Source organism: uncultured Microbacterium sp. (assembly GCF_913776565.1).
In the GTDB taxonomy this organism is placed as follows: domain Bacteria; phylum Actinomycetota; class Actinomycetes; order Actinomycetales; family Microbacteriaceae; genus Microbacterium.
The window spans coordinates 16,209-34,145 of record NZ_CAJYPF010000035.1 but is presented as its reverse complement, the minus strand read 5'-3'; the positions used below and the strand labels follow the sequence as shown (position 1 = coordinate 34,145).

The 17,937-nt window shown below is 72.2% G+C and carries 23 protein-coding genes and 1 tRNA gene; 10 read left to right on the top strand and 14 right to left on the bottom strand.

What is annotated here, in order from left to right; genetic code table 11:
• Positions 1-888 (top strand): EamA family transporter (locus tag QZ433_RS02340; RefSeq protein ID WP_295779829.1); only part of this gene is annotated, 888 nt, incomplete at its 5' end.
• On the top strand, positions 869-1,534 hold the full coding sequence (locus QZ433_RS02335) for a GntR family transcriptional regulator (protein ID WP_295779828.1): 666 nt from the start codon (positions 869-871) through the stop codon (positions 1,532-1,534). The genes QZ433_RS02340 and QZ433_RS02335, both read left to right, overlap by 20 nt.
• 1 nt (position 1,535) lies before the next feature.
• Here QZ433_RS02335 and QZ433_RS02330 read toward each other — a convergent pair whose 3' ends face one another.
• From QZ433_RS02330 to QZ433_RS02310, 5 genes are read right to left on the bottom strand one after another with little or no spacing between them, the layout of a single operon-like run.
• The gene (locus tag QZ433_RS02330) at positions 1,536-1,955 is read right to left on the bottom strand and encodes a hypothetical protein (protein WP_295779827.1); all 420 of its coding nucleotides are present in this window, start codon (positions 1,953-1,955) and stop codon (positions 1,536-1,538) included.
• A 27-nt stretch (positions 1,956-1,982) separates the two neighbouring features.
• Positions 1,983-2,420: a hypothetical protein gene (locus QZ433_RS02325; protein WP_295779826.1), complete on the bottom strand. Its 438-nt coding sequence runs from the start codon at positions 2,418-2,420 to the stop codon at positions 1,983-1,985.
• Between the two features lie 13 nt (positions 2,421-2,433).
• The gene (locus QZ433_RS02320) at positions 2,434-3,849 is read right to left on the bottom strand and encodes a DNA/RNA non-specific endonuclease (protein ID WP_295779825.1); all 1,416 of its coding nucleotides are present in this window, start codon (positions 3,847-3,849) and stop codon (positions 2,434-2,436) included.
• Positions 3,846-4,163, bottom strand: a complete 318-nt coding sequence (locus tag QZ433_RS02315) for a hypothetical protein (RefSeq protein ID WP_295779824.1) — start codon at positions 4,161-4,163, stop codon at positions 3,846-3,848. The genes QZ433_RS02320 and QZ433_RS02315 overlap by 4 nt, the downstream gene beginning before the upstream one ends.
• On the bottom strand, positions 4,160-4,552 hold the full coding sequence (locus QZ433_RS02310) for a YbaB/EbfC family nucleoid-associated protein (RefSeq protein WP_295779823.1): 393 nt from the start codon (positions 4,550-4,552) through the stop codon (positions 4,160-4,162). The genes QZ433_RS02315 and QZ433_RS02310 overlap by 4 nt, the downstream gene beginning before the upstream one ends.
• A gap of 161 nt (positions 4,553-4,713) precedes the next feature.
• Here QZ433_RS02310 and QZ433_RS02305 point away from each other — a divergent pair.
• Positions 4,714-4,786: transfer RNA gene (locus QZ433_RS02305), tRNA-Met, on the top strand.
• Positions 4,787-4,833: 47 nt separating this feature from the next.
• Here the strand turns inward: QZ433_RS02305 and QZ433_RS02300 are convergent.
• Entirely contained in the window at positions 4,834-5,199 is a 366-nt protein-coding gene (locus QZ433_RS02300) for a metalloregulator ArsR/SmtB family transcription factor (RefSeq protein WP_295790784.1), read from the bottom strand.
• Positions 5,200-5,265: 66 nt separating this feature from the next.
• Between QZ433_RS02300 and QZ433_RS02295 the strand changes: the two genes are divergently transcribed.
• Positions 5,266-6,018 (top strand): DUF2071 domain-containing protein, encoded by a 753-nt coding sequence (locus QZ433_RS02295; protein ID WP_295779821.1) that lies wholly within the window; start codon positions 5,266-5,268, stop codon positions 6,016-6,018.
• Positions 6,015-6,239, top strand: a complete 225-nt coding sequence (locus QZ433_RS02290; protein ID WP_295779820.1) for an RNA-binding S4 domain-containing protein — start codon at positions 6,015-6,017, stop codon at positions 6,237-6,239. The genes QZ433_RS02295 and QZ433_RS02290 overlap by 4 nt, the downstream gene beginning before the upstream one ends.
• A 69-nt stretch (positions 6,240-6,308) precedes the next feature.
• On the opposite strand, the gene QZ433_RS02285 is transcribed toward QZ433_RS02290, so the two are convergent.
• Positions 6,309-6,605, bottom strand: a complete 297-nt coding sequence (locus QZ433_RS02285; protein WP_295779819.1) for a hypothetical protein — start codon at positions 6,603-6,605, stop codon at positions 6,309-6,311.
• Positions 6,606-6,746: 141 nt separating this feature from the next.
• Positions 6,747-6,869 (bottom strand): type B 50S ribosomal protein L36, encoded by a 123-nt coding sequence (ykgO, locus tag QZ433_RS02280; protein ID WP_108317939.1) that lies wholly within the window; start codon positions 6,867-6,869, stop codon positions 6,747-6,749.
• Positions 6,870-6,948: 79 nt separating this feature from the next.
• Between ykgO and QZ433_RS02275 the strand changes: the two genes are divergently transcribed.
• Both QZ433_RS02275 and QZ433_RS02270 read left to right on the top strand, forming a co-directional pair.
• The gene (locus QZ433_RS02275) at positions 6,949-7,944 is read left to right on the top strand and encodes a GTP-binding protein (RefSeq protein WP_295779818.1); all 996 of its coding nucleotides are present in this window, start codon (positions 6,949-6,951) and stop codon (positions 7,942-7,944) included.
• Between the two features lie 111 nt (positions 7,945-8,055).
• Positions 8,056-8,274: a hypothetical protein gene (locus QZ433_RS02270; RefSeq protein ID WP_295779817.1), complete on the top strand. Its 219-nt coding sequence runs from the start codon at positions 8,056-8,058 to the stop codon at positions 8,272-8,274.
• Between the two features lie 147 nt (positions 8,275-8,421).
• On the opposite strand, the gene QZ433_RS02265 is transcribed toward QZ433_RS02270, so the two are convergent.
• From QZ433_RS02265 to QZ433_RS02250, 4 genes are all read right to left on the bottom strand, one after another.
• Positions 8,422-9,513 carry an ABC transporter permease gene (locus QZ433_RS02265; protein WP_295779816.1) on the bottom strand — a complete coding sequence of 364 codons (1,092 nt, stop codon included), beginning with the start codon at positions 9,511-9,513 and terminating at the stop codon, positions 8,422-8,424.
• The gene (locus QZ433_RS02260) at positions 9,510-10,493 is read right to left on the bottom strand and encodes an ABC transporter ATP-binding protein (protein ID WP_295779815.1); all 984 of its coding nucleotides are present in this window, start codon (positions 10,491-10,493) and stop codon (positions 9,510-9,512) included. The genes QZ433_RS02265 and QZ433_RS02260 overlap by 4 nt, the downstream gene beginning before the upstream one ends.
• Positions 10,494-10,655: 162 nt before the next feature.
• Positions 10,656-11,585 carry an FAD-dependent oxidoreductase gene (locus QZ433_RS02255; protein WP_295779814.1) on the bottom strand — a complete coding sequence of 310 codons (930 nt, stop codon included), beginning with the start codon at positions 11,583-11,585 and terminating at the stop codon, positions 10,656-10,658.
• Between the two features lie 212 nt (positions 11,586-11,797).
• Positions 11,798-12,793 carry a glycerophosphodiester phosphodiesterase family protein gene (locus tag QZ433_RS02250; RefSeq protein ID WP_295779813.1) on the bottom strand — a complete coding sequence of 332 codons (996 nt, stop codon included), beginning with the start codon at positions 12,791-12,793 and terminating at the stop codon, positions 11,798-11,800.
• 142 nt (positions 12,794-12,935) lie between these two features.
• Here QZ433_RS02250 and QZ433_RS02245 point away from each other — a divergent pair, with 142 nt between their 5' ends.
• Together QZ433_RS02245 and ligD are read left to right on the top strand one after the other, a co-directional pair.
• Positions 12,936-13,805, top strand: coding sequence for a Bax inhibitor-1/YccA family protein (locus QZ433_RS02245; RefSeq protein WP_295779812.1), 870 nt, complete (start codon positions 12,936-12,938; stop codon positions 13,803-13,805).
• 130 nt (positions 13,806-13,935) lie between these two features.
• Positions 13,936-15,165 (top strand): non-homologous end-joining DNA ligase, encoded by a 1,230-nt coding sequence (ligD, locus tag QZ433_RS02240; RefSeq protein ID WP_295779811.1) that lies wholly within the window; start codon positions 13,936-13,938, stop codon positions 15,163-15,165.
• On the opposite strand, the gene QZ433_RS02235 is transcribed toward ligD, so the two are convergent.
• On the bottom strand, positions 15,132-15,686 hold the full coding sequence (locus QZ433_RS02235) for a TetR/AcrR family transcriptional regulator (protein ID WP_295779810.1): 555 nt from the start codon (positions 15,684-15,686) through the stop codon (positions 15,132-15,134). The two genes, ligD and QZ433_RS02235, sit on opposite strands and share 34 nt — an antisense overlap.
• Before the next feature lie 70 nt (positions 15,687-15,756).
• Between QZ433_RS02235 and QZ433_RS02230 the strand changes: the two genes are divergently transcribed.
• Positions 15,757-16,470 carry an MBL fold metallo-hydrolase gene (locus QZ433_RS02230; RefSeq protein WP_295779809.1) on the top strand — a complete coding sequence of 238 codons (714 nt, stop codon included), beginning with the start codon at positions 15,757-15,759 and terminating at the stop codon, positions 16,468-16,470.
• A gap of 15 nt (positions 16,471-16,485) precedes the next feature.
• Here QZ433_RS02230 and QZ433_RS02225 read toward each other — a convergent pair whose 3' ends face one another.
• Positions 16,486-17,850: a glycosyltransferase gene (locus QZ433_RS02225; protein WP_295779808.1), complete on the bottom strand. Its 1,365-nt coding sequence runs from the start codon at positions 17,848-17,850 to the stop codon at positions 16,486-16,488.
• Positions 17,851-17,937: the final 87 nt, after the last annotated feature.

Sequence of the window (17,937 nt, the reverse complement as noted above, 5' to 3'; positions counted from 1 at the left end):
CTGTGCTTCTCGACCACCGGCACCGCGCAGGCCCTCGCCGGCGTCGACGCCTCACCCGTCGCGGTCGGGGCTGCGCGGATCGTCGTGGGCGGCGGCATCCTGGGCCTTCTCGCCCTCGCACAGCTCCGCCGCACCCGCCCCCTCTCCCCCGTGCGCGTGCCCGGCGGCACGACCCGCACGGCGGTCCTCATCGGGCTGGGCGCCCTCGGCGTGCTGGCGTATCAGCCCCTGTTCTTCCTCGGCACGCGCGAGAACGGCGTCGCCATCGGCACGGTCGTCGCCCTCGGATCGGCCCCCATCGCGACCGGGATCGTGGATGCCGTGCGCCTGCGCCGCGCCCCCTCGCCGCGCTGGATGCTCGCCACCGCCATCGCGCTGGCCGGGGTCGTTCTCGTCTCGGGCGTCACCGGAGGGGCGATCGCCCTCGCCCCCGGCGGTCTTCTCGCCTCGGCGGGGGCGGGGATGTCGTACGCCCTCTATACGGTGTGCGGCAAGGCGCTGATCGAGAGGGGGTGGAACTCCACGCGGGTGATGGGCACCGTGTTCGGCGTGGCCGCCCTCGCGAGCGTCCCCGTGCTGCTCGTCGCCGGCACGGCGTGGCTCGCGACCCCCGCCGGACTCGCTCTGGCCCTGTGGCTGGGCGTGGTCACGACCGCGGTGGCGTATCTGCTGTTCGGCTGGGGCCTGGCACGCCTCAGCGCGGTCACCGTGTCGACCCTGACCCTCGCCGAGCCCCTGGCTGCGACCCTGCTGGGGCTGTTCGTGCTGCGCGAGCAGCTCACGCTCGTGAGCGGGATCGGCCTCGCGCTCATCGCGGTGGGCCTCGCCGTGGTGTCTGCTCCCGTGCGTCGGGAGAAGGAGGTTGCGGATGCCACGGCCCCCGCGTGACGGGTCGGTTCGGGGCACCGCCGCCCCCGGGCCCCGCGCCGCCGACGTCCTCGCCGACGCCCTGCGCGCCCGCATCCTCTCGGGCGAGCTCGCCCCCGGCACGCCTCTCCGCGAAGAGGAGCTGAGCGCCGCGCACGGGGTCTCACGCCACACGGCCCGAACGGCCCTGACCACGCTCACCGCGGAGCGCCTCGCCACCGCCGAGCCCTACCGCGGGGTGCGCGTCTCGCTGCTCGACGACGACGCCCTGATTGCCCTGCAGCAGCTGCGGTGCGCCCTCGAGACCGAGGCGGTGCGGATCGTGCGGGAGCGCGGCATCCATCCCCCCGGGGTCGACGACGCCCTCGACGACCTGGATCGCGCCGAGGCGGCGGCGGATTGGCCGGCCACGCTCGACGCGCACGCGCGGGTGCACCTCGCCCTCGTGAATGCCGCGGGCAGCCCCCGCATCACCGAGGAGTACCGCCGACTGGACGGCGAGATGCATCTGCTGCTGACGCACGTGCGACCCGCCTACGCGCCCGGTGCGTTGACGCGCGAGCACCGCGCCTACGTCGCCGAGGCGCTCCGTGACCCGGAGCGGGCCGTGCGCGCGCACCTCGAGCACTCGACGCGCGCGATCCTGGACGGGCGTCACGGCGCCTGAGTCAGAACGTCGCGGGGAGCCTTTCTCCCAACCACTCGCGAGGCCCGTGCTCGGGCACCCTGCGCGGGTCGTTCGCGTAGATGAGCTCTCGTGCGATGGCGACACTCGATCGACGGGAGGCGGTGTCGTAGACAATCCGATACTCCGTCGGGGGCGTGACGCCGATCTCTGCGAACCTCCCCTCCGCGAGGCGGAGATCTTCGAACTGCAGGCGATGAACGCCACGCACGCGATCCACACCGGTGTCGACGCCGATGAGATCGCTCGGGTATCGCAGTTCACCGCGCTGCTCGAAGACGATCTCGGGAAAGACGGACCCGCGCTCGGAGGACACGTAGACGTACACAGCCGTGACGTCCGGGGCGCCCCGCCCATACTCGAGCGCCAGCTCGATCCACCCTTCGACGAGCTCGTCGAGCACCTGCTGCTGCGTCCTCACCATCGGGCGTCAGATGAGTTTGGGGGCGCGATCCCCGAGCCAATACTCGATGCCGCGTATGGGCGAACGATCATCGGCTCCGGCGTACTGCTCCTCCCGGGCCAGCTCCACATCGAGCATCTTGGTGGACGGGACGAAGTACACGCGGTACTCGGTCGGCCGTGGCACGCCGGCGGCTGCGAGCGCGTCCTCCGCGTCGAAGAGATCCTCCGTGAGCAGATCCTGCATCTGACCGACCCGACGGGTGTCGGTCTCGATGCCCTCGACACGACCCGGGTGCACCACGGTGCCCCCCTGGTCGAAATAGGCGTTGACGACTGTCATCCCCCGCTCGGAAGAGGCGTAGACGTAGACGGCTCGGATGTCGGGAGCATCTCCGACGTACTCCTGAGCGAGGCTGACCCACTTCTCGAAGAGATTTTGAAGAATGTCTTTTTCAGCAGTCATCGTGACCTCGAATCTATTGTCTGAACGTTGCCTTGACGAGTTCGCCGTTGACGATCGATTCCACGATGAATCGGGTCGGCCGCCCCGTCGCGTCTGTCACCAGCCGCACGTCGACCGACACGCTACCCGGCGGCTCGGCGCGCAGCGCATCGGCCCACTGGATCTCGAGCTTGCGGTAGTCGCTGAGGTTGATCGACGACAGCTGGCTCACGAGGTTGTCGAGCTTCGGCGACCCGCCGAACAGGTCGCCCGCGAGGTGTCCGGCGTGGTCGCCCTCGAGCTTGCCGGGGGTGCCGGGATCGTGCGACAGACGCCCCTCGTGCGTCTTGATCTGCAGCTCCTCGGCGTGGAAGCGGTCGATGTGCCCGTTGGAATCGGTGTGGTAGACGTAATCGTGTTCGCCCGTCTGGTACCACGTGTCGGGCAGGGGCCGCCCGTCGGGACCCATGTGGGTGCCGTCACGGACGACCGGGAGCTCGTCGATGTCCGCCTGGGTCAGCGGCCGATGCCCCTCGGGGGTCGTCGAGCCGCCGCCGAGCCGTCCCCCACCGGCCGGCGCGGGCTCGTCACGAGGGAGGGATGCCGCGGGCGCATCCGCCTCGGGCGCCCTGACCGCCGGCGCGTCGGGGGCCGACCCGTGCGGCGTGGGCACGTCGGGGGTGGCGCCGTGGCCCGGGACGCGACCCCGCAGGCGCGTGGCGACCTCTTCGACGACACCGCTGAGGCGACGAAGCAGGGGGATCGCCTCGTTGAGCGAACGCAGGAGCTTGGTCACGAACGACCCCACGCGCGCCGCCAGGGACGACACCTTCGTCACGATCTGGCCGATCGCGAGCGGCGCACCGAACCCGACGGTGGCGGCGGTGGTGATCGCCGCGCTGATCGCGACGCCCACGACCTGCGAGATGGCATCCCTCACCAGTTCGTAGACGGCCTGCACCAGCATGGCGGCGATGTCGAGACCGCCGCTCACGGCACCCGCCCACGACCCCGTCGACGCGACGGAATCGGCGAGTTCCTGCACGTGGGCGCGATAGGCATCGACGGTCGCGCCGCTCATCCCCTCGAGGTCGGACAACCGATGCTGCAGGTCGCCCCCGACCTGCTGCAGCCGGCCCGAGACGTTGGTCCACGTCTGCGCGAAGGCCTGCACCTCGGCGGCGTTGCCGGTGAGGTCCTGCAGCCAGCCGCGCAGCGGTTCGATGTGGTCGATGACCCAGCCAAGCCCGTTGGCGATGAGCGTGCCGATCGGGTCGATGACGGCGCCAATGCCGTCGAGCACGGTGCTGAAGGCGGCGACACCTCCCTCGACCCAGTTGCCCGTCTGAAAGGCGTGCGCGAGGTCCGCGCCGTCCTGCAGCAGGTAGGCGCCTCCGAACGCGGTGGGTCCCGCATCGACGGGGGCGGCGACCAGTGCGTTGTCGCTCATCGGCCGAGCTCCCCGTCGAGCGATCGGACGGTGTCGACGACGGAGTCCTCGTATGTCTGGAAGTCGTCCGCCACCGCGCGGATCTCACGACCCGTCCGCTCGATCGCACCCTCGCCCGCGTCGATGGCCGCCCCGACCGCGGCCGAGACGATCCCGACGGGGGGAACGAAGAAGCTGCAGAGGACGCCGAAGGCCCCGCCCGAGAGGTTGATCGACTGCACGGCCGACAGAGCCTCGACGGCGTCGGCTGCGAGTCGCTCCACCCCCGACGCGTGCTGTCGCAGCGTGTCGGTGTCGATGGCGATGTCGCTCATGGGCGCGCTCCTCCGGCGGGGGCGTCATCGGCGGCGTTGCGCGCGTCGAGCTGCTGCGCGATCGTCGTCACGATCGGGTCGTCGGCGCCCATGATCTCCGTCGTCGCCTCGAGCGTCTTCGCCCGCGCGACACGCGTGGCCTTCGCGACGAGTTCGAGGATCTCGGATGCCACTCGCTCCCCGCCCCGGTCCAGCGCTGCATCGGCGATGCGCAGATCGCGCAGCACTCCCCCGGCGTCGACCTCGACGGACAGGTCGCGGCGGATGGACACCGCCGACCCGCGGACCGCATCGATCGATGCCTGCAGCGCCGGATAGCGTTCCGCTCGCTGCTGTGCGCGGCGGACATCGTCCTCGACGCGCGCGATCGCCTCATCGGCTCCCCACATGGCCGTGCTCCCTTCAGCCTTTTCGAGGATAGGTGGCAGGGCCCGGGCACGGGATGAGAGTTCTCTCACCCGACCGCGCCACGGGACGACACACGCCGTCATGCCCCGCAACGCCCGCTCGCGTCGACGGCGAGGCGGGTTAGCGTGGGGCTCGCACACATCGCGGCGATCCGGGCGGTCCCGGGCCTCGGCTCATAACCGGAGGCGTGGCGGGTTCGACTCCCGCCGTCGCGTCGACGTCCCCGTGACGATCAGGCCTCAGCGGGTCGACCCTCGGCGGATCAGGCTTCGGCGGGTCGGGCTCCAGCGGGTCGGGCATCGGCGGGCGCGGCCCCCGCGCCGGGCCGCCTCTTGCGCACCTCGCGCAGCACGATCTGCTCGGGGCAGACGGTCGAGAGGAAGTCGCCCACCGACAGGGCGAGTCGTTCCCCCACCAGGGAGTAGAGGATGCGGTTCGCCTCCCGTCTCTCGGTGACGAGTCCGGCGTGACGCAGCACGGCGAGGTGGCGCGAGATGGTCGGTCCGCTCGCGGAGAAGCGTGCGGCGATCTCGCCCGCCGCCAGCTCGCCACCCTTGAGGTCCTGCAGGATCTGACGGCGGGTGGGGTGCGCGAGAGCGGCGAAGATGTCGGATGCCGCGTCGGTCATGGCATCCAATCTAGCATCGGAGCTAAATTGCATGTAGCTTCTTTGCTAAATAGCGAAGGAGTTGTCATGACCATGTTCTCCGCCACGATCCCCCGCATGGCGTCGATGATCGAGCGCCGCTTGCTGGTCACTTACTCCCTCGATCCCGACACCGCTCTCGGTCTATTGCCCGCCGGCCTCGCACCGCAGATCGTCGCGGGTCGAGCCGTGGCCGGCGTCTGCCTGATCCGCCTCGGCGCGATGCGACCGGTGTGGTTCACCCCCGCGGTCGGTCACCGCAGCGTGAACGCCGCGCATCGCATCGCCGTCCGCTGGGACGGACCCGACGGTTCGCGCACCGGCGTCTACATCCCGCGCCGTCACACCGGCTCCCGCCTCGCCCGGGTCGCGGGAGGACGCCTCATCCCGGGTGTGCACACCCCCGCCCGTGTGCGGTTCCGCGACACCGCCGGCGGGCTCGACGTCACCGTCAAGGCATCGGACGTAGACGTGCGCGTGACGGCACGATCCTCGAACGACACCGCCTTCCGCAGTCGGCTGTTCGCCGACCTCGACGAGGCCTCCGCCTTCTTCCGCAAGGACCCCGTCGGCTGGTCGCCGACGCGCGCCGGCGGCCTCGAGGGACTCACCCTCTCGACGAACGCGTGGAGCGTTCGCCCCGCCGAGGTGACCGCGCTCCGCTCCTCCTTCTTCGCGGCCTTGCCCGTCGGCACCGCGCGTTTCGACCACGCACTGCTGATGCGGGACGTCCCGGCACGGTGGGCCCGCGCCGCCGAACCGGCACCGACCGACGCCCGGCCTGCCATGCTGGACCGATGACCGCATCCGCTCCCCTCGACGTCCCCGTCGGCAGCGACGGCATCCGCCTCGGCCCGTTCCTCAAGTTCGCCGGCGCCCTCGACTCCGGCGGTGACGCCAAGGAGGCGATCATCGACGGTTACGTCAAGGTCAACGGCGAGGTCGAGCGCCGTCGCGGCCGCCAGCTGCAGGTCGGCGACGTCGTGTCACTCGAGGGGCGCTCGTTCCGCGTGCGGGCCTGATCGGGCGTGAACGCCGACCGCCCGGCATCCCCTCGAGAGGCGGATACCGGGCGGCCGGGTGAGCGACGATCAGTGCTCGTCGTAGTGGTCCGCGTGCAGCGCGTGACGGTGGCCGTCGTGGACGTAGTCGGCGTGGTCGTCGTGCACGACCTTCTCGTGACCGCAGTCGTCGCCGTGGCGGTGCTCGTCGACCGAGTGCTCGGCGTGCGACTCGTGCTCGTCGTAGTGGTCGCCGTGCAGGGCGTGACGGTGCGTGCCGTGCACGTAGTCGATGTGGTCGCCGTGCTCGACCTTCTCGTGTCCGCAGTCGTCGCCGTGGGCGTGCTCGTCGACGGTGTGCTCGGCGTGGGTCTCGGCGATGCTCATGAGGTGTCTCTCCCGGGTGTTTCGGTTTTCGGACAGCGCGGGCGCGCACCGTCCACGACGCACCCACGACACCATGCGTCGGGAACGCGATCAACCCCTCGCCGGACTTCGGGAACGGTTCTCGTTCGCGTTATCGCCCCGTCACCCCTGCCGCCCCTTGAACCGCGGGTTCTGCTTGTTGATCACGAACACCTTGCCGCGGCGGCGCACGACCTGCGCACCGGGCTGCTTCGCGAGGGATCTGATCGACGCGCGGACCTTCATGGCATCCTCCTTGTTGATAACCGTTCTCAACAACAGGGTAGGGTGAACAGCACTCCCCGACAAACGGAAGGTGGATGCCATGCCCCGCACGATCGCCGTCATGGGCGTCTGCGCACCGGAGCGCCGGGCCTATGCCGAGCGCACCGCCGTCGCCCTCGACCGCCCCCTGCACGTGCTGCGCACCGCCGATCTGCGCTCCGCCCACACGCTGCCCCACCCGCGCCCGCGCTCCGGCGACGACCCCGCCGTCATCGACGTCTCCGCCGACGTCGATCTCATCCACGCCCTTCTCGCACGGGGCGGCGCCGACGTCGACGCCGTCTGCATCGTCGATGCCCGGCACATGATCGGCGACCTGCTCGACGACGCCCCCCTCGTCCCTTCGGCGCGCGCGGGAGACCCTCGCGCGGACGTCGGCGCGCGCGCCCGCCAGGCAGCCCTGGCGCTGGAGCTGGCGACGCGCATCGTCTGGGTCAACTGGGAACTCGTGCCCACCGCGGCCCTGGCCGTGCAGATGTCCCTCGCCTCGCACCTCAACCCCACCGCGACCGTGCGCCTCTCACGCGATCCGCTGGGCGACCTGCAGTCCCCCGCGGCGCACGACGGCGAGCTGCTCGAGCGCGCCGGGTGGGTCCGCGCGCTGAACGGCGAGCACGATCCCTACATGCGGGACAACCGCGTCGCGACGATCCGCTACGACCAGGTGCGTCCGTTCCACGCCGGCCGACTGTCGAGCGCCCTCGATCAGCTCGACGACGGGGCCGCCGGACGACTCGTGCGCTCCGCCGGCTTCTGTCGCCTCGCGTCACGACCCGGCGTCCTCGCCCGTTGGGAGCACGTGGGCTCGGCGATGTGGATCGAGCCGCTCGGCGCGGACGACGGCCGCATGGGCCTGGGACAGGAGCTCGTCTTCACAGGACTCGACCTGTCGGCGCCGCGCCTCGCGCACGTCCTCGACCGCGCGGCCCTCACCGACGACGAGCTCGCCGCGGGCCCCACGGCGTGGGCGTCGTTCGACGACCCGCTCCCCGCCTGGCCCGCGACCGCGCCGTCGATCCCGGATGCCGGCGACTGACGGCGTCCGCGATCCCCGAGCCGACGTGCACCGTGACGAACGACCGTCCGCGCCCGCGCGGGTCGTGTCAAGCCGGTACGACTCGGATGCCGTGGGGAGCACCGTGGACGCATGAGCACTCCTGACATCCCCACCCGCCACTCCGACGACGCGCACGCCGACTCCGCCGCCCCCACCGACGCCGTGACCGACGAGGTCCGCGAGGACGCCGCCGAGGCCGAGGAGCACGTCGACCTCGACGACCGGACCGGTGACGCGGTCGGCGACTCCGCCGAGGCCGACGCTCCGGCCGACGACCCCGGGTTCCCGGCCGCCGAGGGCCACGCCTGAGCGTTCCGCAGCGGCGCGTCCGCGCGCGCCGGGCCGCTCATCGGGCCTGAGCCCGGTGGGCGGCACCCGCCGGACGGCCCGTCGGGCACCCGGGCGCTCCAGCCCATGGCGCCCGACGGGCCGCGCGGAGACGGCACCCGAGGCCGATCAGGCGATGCGCGTCCCGGGCGGCAGGCGCCGCGCGGGCGTCCGCGTCCGGGCGATACCCCAGGCCATCAACCCGCCCGCCAGCGCCGCCTGAACGATCAGGCCCACGAACCAGCTGGGCGCCGTGCCCGCGATCTGTTGCTCGGGCGACGGGTTCTGCTGCTGCTGCTGCGAATACGTGGCGCACCCGTTGTATTCGATCCGCGGCTCCGGCGGGATCTGCGCGAGGCGGACGCCGTACGCGATCTGCGAGAACAGGTCGCGAGGGTAGCCGTACTCCCCGTCGTACGTCGACGGCGTCGCATCAGCGAGGATGACGAACGGGTTCGCCGCCAGCACTCCCCACACGCGGTCGAAGCGAGGGACCTCGTTGACCCTGGTGGTCTCGACGCATCCGACCTCACCGAGCGAAGGGCAGCTGGCGGACTGGTCGTCGGCGTAGGGGTCGCAGCCCGCGGGAATGGCCGCGTAATCCACGTCGCGCGTCACGAGCTCTTGCGGCGAGCGCAGAGCGGCGCCCCCGAGCCCGAAGACGAGCAGCGTTCCGACGGTGAGAGCGGCCACGATCAGGTAGGTGCCCGCCACCGAGAACAGCGGACGGGCGACGACCGCGCTCAGTCCCACCCCGATCGCCGCGACCACGGCCACCTCGACCACGAGGATGAGCAGCGAGCTGACGATCGAGAGCGGGTTCAGCGAACCCGCGAGCACGGCGACGAACAGGAACGGCAGGGCGACGGCCAGGAACGCCAGGCCCGAGATCCACGCGGCCAGGAATTTGCCGACGACGATCTCGGCGGTCGTCGCGAGGGTGACCTGCACCGGCGCGAGGGTCGCGGCATCACGGTCCCCGTTGACGGCACTGCCGCTCAGGGTCGGCGACACCAGCAGGACCAGGAGCAGCACGAGCATGATGACGAGCGAGAAGAACAGCTCGTTACCGCCCTCCCACAGCGCGAAGGACGCGAACGACAGCGCCAGCAGGCCGATGAGGATGACGGCGAAGATGCCGAGCAGCACGTACCAGGAGACCGAGCGGACACGCTGACGCAGTTCGATCCCGACGATCGTGCGCAGGCGGTGGAGGTTCACGAGCGGCTCCCGTCGTCAGGGCGATCGGCTGTGGGCGGCGCGGGACGGACCTCGGATCGCAGATCGAGGAAGGCGTGCTCGAGATCGCCCACGGCCGGAGCGAACTCGACCACGGCGACGCCCGCGCCCACCAGGGCGCGCAGGCCCGAAAGGGCCGCCGTCTCGTCGGCGAACGGGACGAGCACGTCGCGACGGTCGATCGCGACCTCGTCGGCACCGCGACCGAGCGCCGCGGCGATGTCCGCGCGGGCCGCCTCGACCGACCGGGTCGCCTCGGCGAGGAGGCGGACGCGCCAGGGCCGCACCCGCGTGGCGGCCGCCGCGACGCGATCGCCGCCCACGGTGCGCCCCTCGAGCAGGAAGACGGCGTCGTCGACCACCGCTTCGAGCTCGGACAGGACGTGGCTCGAGATGAGGATGGTGCGCCCCTCGGCCGCCAGCCGCCGCAGCAGCTCGCGCAGCGCGATCCGCGCCTGGGGGTCCAGGCCCGAGGCCGGCTCGTCGAGCAGCAGTACCCGCGGATCGTGCACGAGAGCGCGCGCGAGGGCCAGCCGCTGCTTCTGCCCCCGCGACAGCACGCGCGCGGGTGAACCGGCGAGCGCGCGCAGATCGACGAGATCGAGCAGCTCGTCCGCGCGGGCGCGCGCGGTCTCTCGCGGCAGGTCGTACAGCTGGGCGGTCGCGACGAGCACCTCGCGCGACGTCAGGCTCGGCCACGCGCCCAGGGAATCCGGCATCCATCCGAGGATCCGCCGCACCCCGGCGGGATCCGTCACCGGGTCGACACCGCCGATGCGCATCTCACCGGCGTCCGGTCGCAGCAGCGAGGCGAGCATGAGCAAGAGCGTCGTCTTGCCCGATCCGTTGGGTCCGACCAGCCCCGTGACGCGTCCGGGCGCAGCGGTGAACGTCACCTGCTGCACCGCGTGGACCGCGCCGAACGACCGTCTGACCCCCGTGACGTCGATACCGGCATCCATGGCCCCACCCTAGGGCGGGACCCCGACATCGAACGGGCGGTCTGACGAGCGGTGCGCGCTCGCGGCGGACGGGATTCCGCGGGCACCGGGCGATCCCGCCCCCGTGTCCGCCCGCGCGTGTCGCGGTGCGATTTCCCCCGTACGGATGAGGCGGACCCGGATTCAGGATGCCGTCAGCGCCCGCCCCAATGCATCGCCCGACGTCCAGGCCGTGCGCACCGCCGCGCTGCGCCCCCACGCGTCGCCGCACGCCGACAGGCCGGGCGAACGGAAGTAGGGCCGCCCGGCGGTCTGCCCGGGACGGGCGAACGTCCACCGGTGCGCGGAGGTGGCGACCGGGTCGACGTCGATGCGCAGCAGGCGTCGCGTCGCGGCGAGCACCGGACCGACCGCGCCTTCGGGGCCGTCCAGGTGGCGGCGCGCCCGGTCGGCGGTCGTGTGCACGACCAGCACCGGGGCGCCGTCGCCGCGGCGATCGCCGTCGTCCGCGATGAACGACACGTCGGCGTCCCCGTCGGTGAAGGCGCCGTGCAGATCGGCATCCCACATCCGCTGCTGCCAGCGCAGCACGACCGCGATCACCGGCTCCCAGTCCTGATCGCCGCCCGGGGCCTGGTCGGTCAGACGCCGCGCCTGGGGCGCGGGCATCGCGAGGACCACCTCACCCGCGTCCTCCCCGTCGACCCGGTACGGCTCCACCCGCTCGACGACGCGCTCCGAGACGACATCGAGTCCCTCGGCGAGGTCGAGCGCGAGCGAGCGGAGTCCCCGCGGCGCCGCCCAGCGCATCGGGCCGGGCTTGGGGGTCTGCCCGCCGTCCGCGTCGAGCACCTGGAAGGTGTCCGTCCACGCGCGCGCCAGGCCGCGCTCCTCCCAGTCCGCGACGACGCGACCGAACCCCGCCTCCTCGCCGACCACGAAGTACGACGCGCCGAGGTCGACCGCGCGTCCGTCGATGGTGCGGCTGGACAGGCGCCCACCCACGCGGCGCCCACGGTCGAGCACGCGCGCCGTGCCGCCGGCATCCGTCACCGCCCGCGCGCACGCGAGTCCCGAGATACCGCCGCCGACCACTGTCACGTCCACCGTCATGCGGCCATCCTGTCCCGACCCTCGCGACCGCGACCCGGGGTTGCGGCCGGACCGGCCTCCTGAGAAGCGCGCCCCGGCCGCGCGCGGAACTCCTGAAGAACGCGCGGGGCACGCTTCCCCGACGCGCTCCGCGTCCGAGAACGAGAAGACGCCACGTCCCGGGCCGGACGGGACGAGGACTCAGGAGTTTCGCACGGCCACCCCGCCACCATTCAGGACGTCGGCCCGGCCCCGCGGAAGAACTCGACCCCCAGCTCCGGGTGGTCGACGAACACCCCGTCCAGCCCCGCGGCACGCAGCATCGCCCATTCACCGCGGTAGTCGCCCCACGCGGCAGGACCGCCGGCACCGCGGAACTCCGGCAAGAGGAACGCGTTCTCCGGCCGGCAGGTCCACGCGTACACGCGCAGCCCGCGGCTCTGCGCCGCCTCGACGAAGCGGGCGGGCCCGCGCGCCCGCCCCGACGCGTCGGGGTCGAGGATCGACCGCTTGTCGCAGCTGATGCCCTCGACCTCGTCGGTGAGCGCATCCAGCCCCGCGGGCGCGAGCATCGAGGCGTACGGGGCGGCGTCGCCCCCGTCCCTCTCGCGCAGATCCCACGGCGTCCCCTCGGCCTCGACGAGCTGGACGAGAGGGTGAGGGATGCCACGCTCCCGCAGCCGCGCGAGCACCAGCGGCTCGAACGACTCGATGACGAGGGGGCGCGCGGCATCCCCCCATCCCGCCTCCGACAGCTCGGTCCGCACCAGCTCCGCCATGTCGAAACCGCGGCGCGCGAAGTACGCCGCGTGCTTGATCTCGAGCACCACGCCCACGCCGCCGTCACGGGCGAGCGCGAGCACGTCGCGCAGCAGCAGGACGGGTTCGGCGTCATCGTGCGCGGCGCTGTCCGGGCGGATCGCGGGGAGGCGTTCGCGGCACCGGAGCGTTCGCAACTCGTCGGCCGTGAAGTCCTCGGTGAACCACCCGGTCAGGAGCTCGCCGTCGACGGTCTTGGTCGTGCGGCGCGCGGCGAACTCCGGGCGGACCGAGACGTTGGTGGTGCTGCCGATCTCGTTCTCGTGCCGCACCACCAGCACCCCGTCCTTCGTGGGCACGACGTCGGGTTCGACGGCATCCACCCCCGCCCGGATCGCACGCAGATAGGAACCGCGCGAGTGCTCCGGCAGGTGTCCGGGAGCGCCGCGATGGCCGATGATCAGGGGCACGGCGACACCGTATCGGGGGCGGGTGAAATCGGGGTGCGCTCAAAGCGGAATCCCAGTCAGCACCGGGATTCTCGCGGCCCGCTCGGCTAGTGTTGTCTGACAGCACGGTGCTGTGATCACCATCTTTGGAGTGTGAGTTCCCGTGGCCCTCAACAACCCGGCTTTCAATACCCCGGCGTTCCAGGACCCTCGAGCCGGTGGCGCTCAGACGCGCTACAGCCCGCCCCCGGCCGTCGACCCCGCCGCCGCCGCGACCATCGAAGGCGCCTACGCCGCCCCCTCGGCGAGTGCCGTCGACACCGGCCGCATGACGGTCGAAGACACCGTCATGAAGACGCTGGCGCTGTTCGGCATCCTCGTCGTCACCGCTGTCGTCGGCTGGATCTGGTCGATGGCCGGCGTCAGCGTCGCCAACCCCAACCCGAGCGCCGCCCCCATGATCGTCGGCGGTGTCGTCGGCTTCGTGCTGGCGATGGTCGCGACGTTCAAGAAGAAGCCCTCCGTCCCGGTCTTCATCGCCTACGCGGCGTTCGAGGGTCTGTTCGTGGGTGGCATCTCGGCGTTCTTCGAGTTCATGTTCCCCGGCATCGTCCTGCAGGCGACGTTGGCCACCCTGTCCGTCGTCGGTGTGACCCTGGCGCTCTTCGCGAGCGGCAAGGTGCGCGCCTCGGCCCGCGCGACCAAGATCTTCATGATCGCGATGGTCGGCTACATGGTCTTCGCCCTGGTCAACCTGGGACTCATGCTGTTCAACGCCCCCATCGCGGGCGGCCCCTTCGGTCTGTACAGCATGACGGTCGCCGGCATCCCGCTCGGCCTGATCATCGGCGTCCTCGTGGTCATCATGGCCGCCTACTCGCTCGTGCTCGACTTCGACCAGATCCAGCGCGGTGTCCGCAACGGCGCCGCCCGGGTGTACGGCTGGGTCGGCGCGTTCGGCATCATGGTCACCGTCGTGTGGCTGTACGTCGAGATCCTGCGCCTCATCGCGATCCTGCGCGGCAACAACTGACGCACGCCCCGCACGAAGGGCCGTCCCGTTCCGGGGCGGCCCTTCGTCGTTCCGGCGCGCAGCGCGCCGGCGCCCGACCGCGCACCGCAAGGGGTGCCACGCCCGCCCGACCCGGCGCTAGCCTCGCGCCATGAGCCCCACGAAGACGCCGCCCGAGATCCTCGACGTCGACGGGCACGAGGTGCGCGTCACCAGTCCCGACCGCGTGGTCTTCGCCGAGCCGGGACTGACCAAGCTCGACCTCGTGCGCTACTACCTCGCCGTCGCCGAGGGCGCTCTGCGCGGGTCCGCCGGGCGACCCATGGTGCTGAAGCGCTTCTCGAAGGGCCTCAACCAGGAGCCCTTCTTCCAGAAGCGCGTCCCCGAGAACCACCCCGACTTCATCGACACGGCGATCCTGCGCTACGCCTCGGGCACATCCGCCGAGGAAGCGGTGATCCGGGATGCCGCGGGCCTGGCCTGGGTGGTCAACCTGGGCTGTCTCGACCTCAACCCCCATCCCGTCCGCGCCGAGGATCTGGACCACCCCGACGAGCTGCGGGTCGACCTCGACCCCATGCCCGGAGTGGATTGGGCGCAGATCGTGGACGTCGCGTTCATCGCGCGCGATGTGCTGCAGGATCACGGACTCACGGGTTGGCCGAAGACGTCCGGGTCGCGGGGCCTGCACATCCTCGTCCGCATCCGTCCCGAGTGGGATTACGCCGCCGTGCGTCTGGCCGCCGAGACCCTCGCCCGCGAGGTCGAGAACCGGGCCCCGGGCCTGGCGACCGCCCGGTGGTGGAAGGAGGAGCGCGGCGAGAGCGTCTTCGTCGACTTCAATCAGAACGCCAAGGACCGCACGGTCGCCTCGGCCTACTCGATCCGTCCGCTTCCGGACGCGCGCGTGTCGACGCCGCTGACGTGGGACGAGGTGCGCAGCCGCCGCCCCGAAGAGTTCACCGTCCTCACGGTGCCCGAGCGGTTCCGCGCGATCGGCGACCCGCACGCCGGGATCGACGATGCTGCCGGGTCGCTCGACGCCCTGCTCGCGCTGGCCGAGCGCCTGGGGCCCGCCGAGAAGCCTCCGCGCGGCTCGGACGGATCCGGCCGCCGCGCGTCGACCATGCCGCTCATCGAGGTCGCGCGGACCAAGACCAAGTCCGAGGCACTGGATGCACTCGAGACGTGGAAGGCGCGGCATCCCGAGGTCGCGTCGAGACTGCACCCCGCGGACGTCCTCGTCGACGGCATGCGCGGCTCGAGCTCGCTCTGGTACCGCGTGCGCGTGAATCTGCAGCACATCCCGGATGCCGAGCGCCCCGCGCACGAGGGACTGATCGCCGACTACGAACCCTGGGCCGGCCGTTCCCCGTCCTGATCGCCCACGAGCGAGCGCACGAGATGGGCACAGCCGTAGCGATAGGCCTCGTCGAGGTCGCCGCCCAGGCGGAAGGCTCCGGCGAGCTCCATCGTCACGAAGCCGGTCGCCCATGCCGTCAGGAGACGAGCGGCATCCAGCGCGCGACCCTCCCCCACGATGTCCGTCGTCGCGCGCAGCACCGGGGCGCTCGTCTGCGCCAGGGTGTCGGCATCCACGACCGAGGCGAAGAGCAGGCGGAACGCCTCGGGTCGCGCGTGCCCGAAGGAGCGGAAGGCGTGGAGCTGCCCGTCGAGGTCGGGCGCGGTCTCGAGCCGCCGCGTGAGGTCGCCCGCCGCGTCGGCCCCGACGAGGGCGAGCAACGCGTCGCGGTCGCGGACGCGTTTGTATAGCGAGGGCGCCCTGACACCGACCTCGACGGCGACCGCCTGCATGGTGACCGCGGCGGTCCCGCCCGCGTCGAGCAGGCGTGCGGCGGCGGCGACGATCTCGTCGAGCGTGGTTCTGACCGGTGTCGGCATGACCCTCCCATGGCTACGAATCTAAGCTATCATGGCTATGCTCCGTAGCCATCCTCGTGAAAGGCCCCCCGTGCGACTCGCTCCTTCCCTCCACCGCCTCGGCAACGATCTCGTCGCCGCGCACCTCATCGTCACCCCCGACGGCGTCACCCTCGTCGACGCGGGCCTGCCCGGCTTCTACACCGACCTGATCCGGGAGATGGATGCCATCGGCCGCCCCCTCACCGACATCCGCGGCGTCGTGCTGACCCACGGCGACGTCGACCACGTGGGCTTCTCGGAACGCCTGCGCCGCGAGCTCGGCATCCCCGTCTACGTGCACGCGGCCGACGCCGATCGCGCGCGCGGCGGAAACAAGCCGAAGACGCCCGTCGGCCCGATGCGCCCCGGACCCCTGCTCGGCTTCGCCGCCTACGCGATCCGCAAGGGGATGCGACCGCAGTGGCTCACCGAGGTGCACGAGGTCGCCGACGGCGACGAGCTCGACCTGCCGGGCCGCCCGCGCGTGATCGGCCTGCCCGGCCACTCCCCCGGCAGCATCGCCGTGTTCTCGCCCGACGTTCGTGCGGTCTTCGTCGGGGACGCCCTCACGACGCGGCACGTGCTGACGGGTCGCCGCGGCCCGGCCCCCGCCCCGTTCACCGACGACCCCGCCGAGGCCCTCGCCTCACTGGCGCGCATCGAGGAGGTGGATGCCGACTGGGTCCTCCCCGGACACGGCCCGGCGTTCCACGGCTCGCCGTCGGCCGCGGTCGCCGCGGTGCGCGCGGCGGCGGGGGCCTGAACCCGCGCCCCGGTCTCAGCTCCGCCGCGGACGCCCCAGCACCCCGCGGCTGACGTCGGCCAGCGTCCGCATCGCACGCTCCGGGGTCAGGGCGTTCGCGGCATCCCGCGCCTCCTCCGCGAGCCTCTCGCGCAGCGCCTCGTCCGCGAGCACGTCCCGCAGCGCCGCGACGAGCGCGTCGTCGTCGCCGTCCGGAACCAGGATGCCGCCCCCCGACGCGAGCATGTCGCGAGGCCCGTAACGGATGTCCCACGCCACGACGGGCGTCCCGTGCGCGAGCGCCTCGGCGAGCGCCAACCCCTGCCCCTCGAACGCCGAGGTCGTGAGGTACACCGCGGCACGGTCGAGCACCGCCCCGGGGTCGCTCGTGAGACCGCGCAGGGCGACCGCCCCGGCGAGATCGAGCTCGCGGACGAGGTCTTCGAGCGCCTCGCGCTGCGCCCCGGCTCCCCACAGTTCCAGCCGCGCGGACGGCTCTTCGGCCCGGACGCGCGCGAACGCGCGGATGGCGCGATCGAGTCGCTTCCCGGGTGCCAGCCGGCCCACCGCGACGACCAGGCCGGGTTCGCGCGCCGACGCGGGTGCCACGGCGTCCGGCGCCTCGACGGCGTGCGGGGCGACGACGTCGTTCGCGGCCTGGCCGAAGCGCGCACGCACGTCGTCGCGCTGATGCGCGGTCGGCCAGAGGACCGCGTCGAAGCGGTCGGAGAGGGCGAACCACCGGTTCCACAGGGCGTTGAGCGGAGCGTCGGCGGTGTAGGGCGCGTCGAGGTGGATCGTGTGGATCGTGTGCAGGATCCGCGTGTCCTCGTCGCCCCACCCGACGATCAGCTCACCGAGCTGACGTGACTCGCAGATCAGGACGACCGGACGATCGCGCTGCGCGCGCAGTCGCGCGACCACGTGGTCCAGCCACGCCCGGTACAGTGCGCCGAAGCCGTCGATCGCCCCGACCGGCTCGCCGGCGGCATCCCGCACCACGATCGGCGCGGTGGTGAGGTGCCAATCCGGGTCGATCACCACCGGCAGATCGATCGCACCTCCGGCGACGCGACGGTACTCCAGCGTGGGGTCCGCGTTCCCGGCTCGTGCGGCCGCGCGCACCCACGCCGCGGCGCCTCCGTCGGCGTCGACCGCCTCGTCGAACAGGTTGAGGAAGATCCCGGATGCCGCCACCCCCCGCTCCTCGAACGTCGCCCGGTGCGCGGCGTGCGCGTCGACCTCGGCCGGGTCGACGGTCAGCAGAAGCGCGGCGGCGCCGGCGGCGCGCATCTGACGCGCGCGGGCGAGCGTGGAGATGGTGTAGCCGCCGTCCAGGTCGGGCACGAGCCGGCTCGACAGGATGAGGTACCACGCGTCGGGGAAGTCGGCCGAAGTCACGCCCCCATCCTCCCCCACCCTTGCGCGACGATCCCGCACCACGACGCCGGCGCCGCCGTCCGGAGTCGGACGGCGGCGCCGGTCATG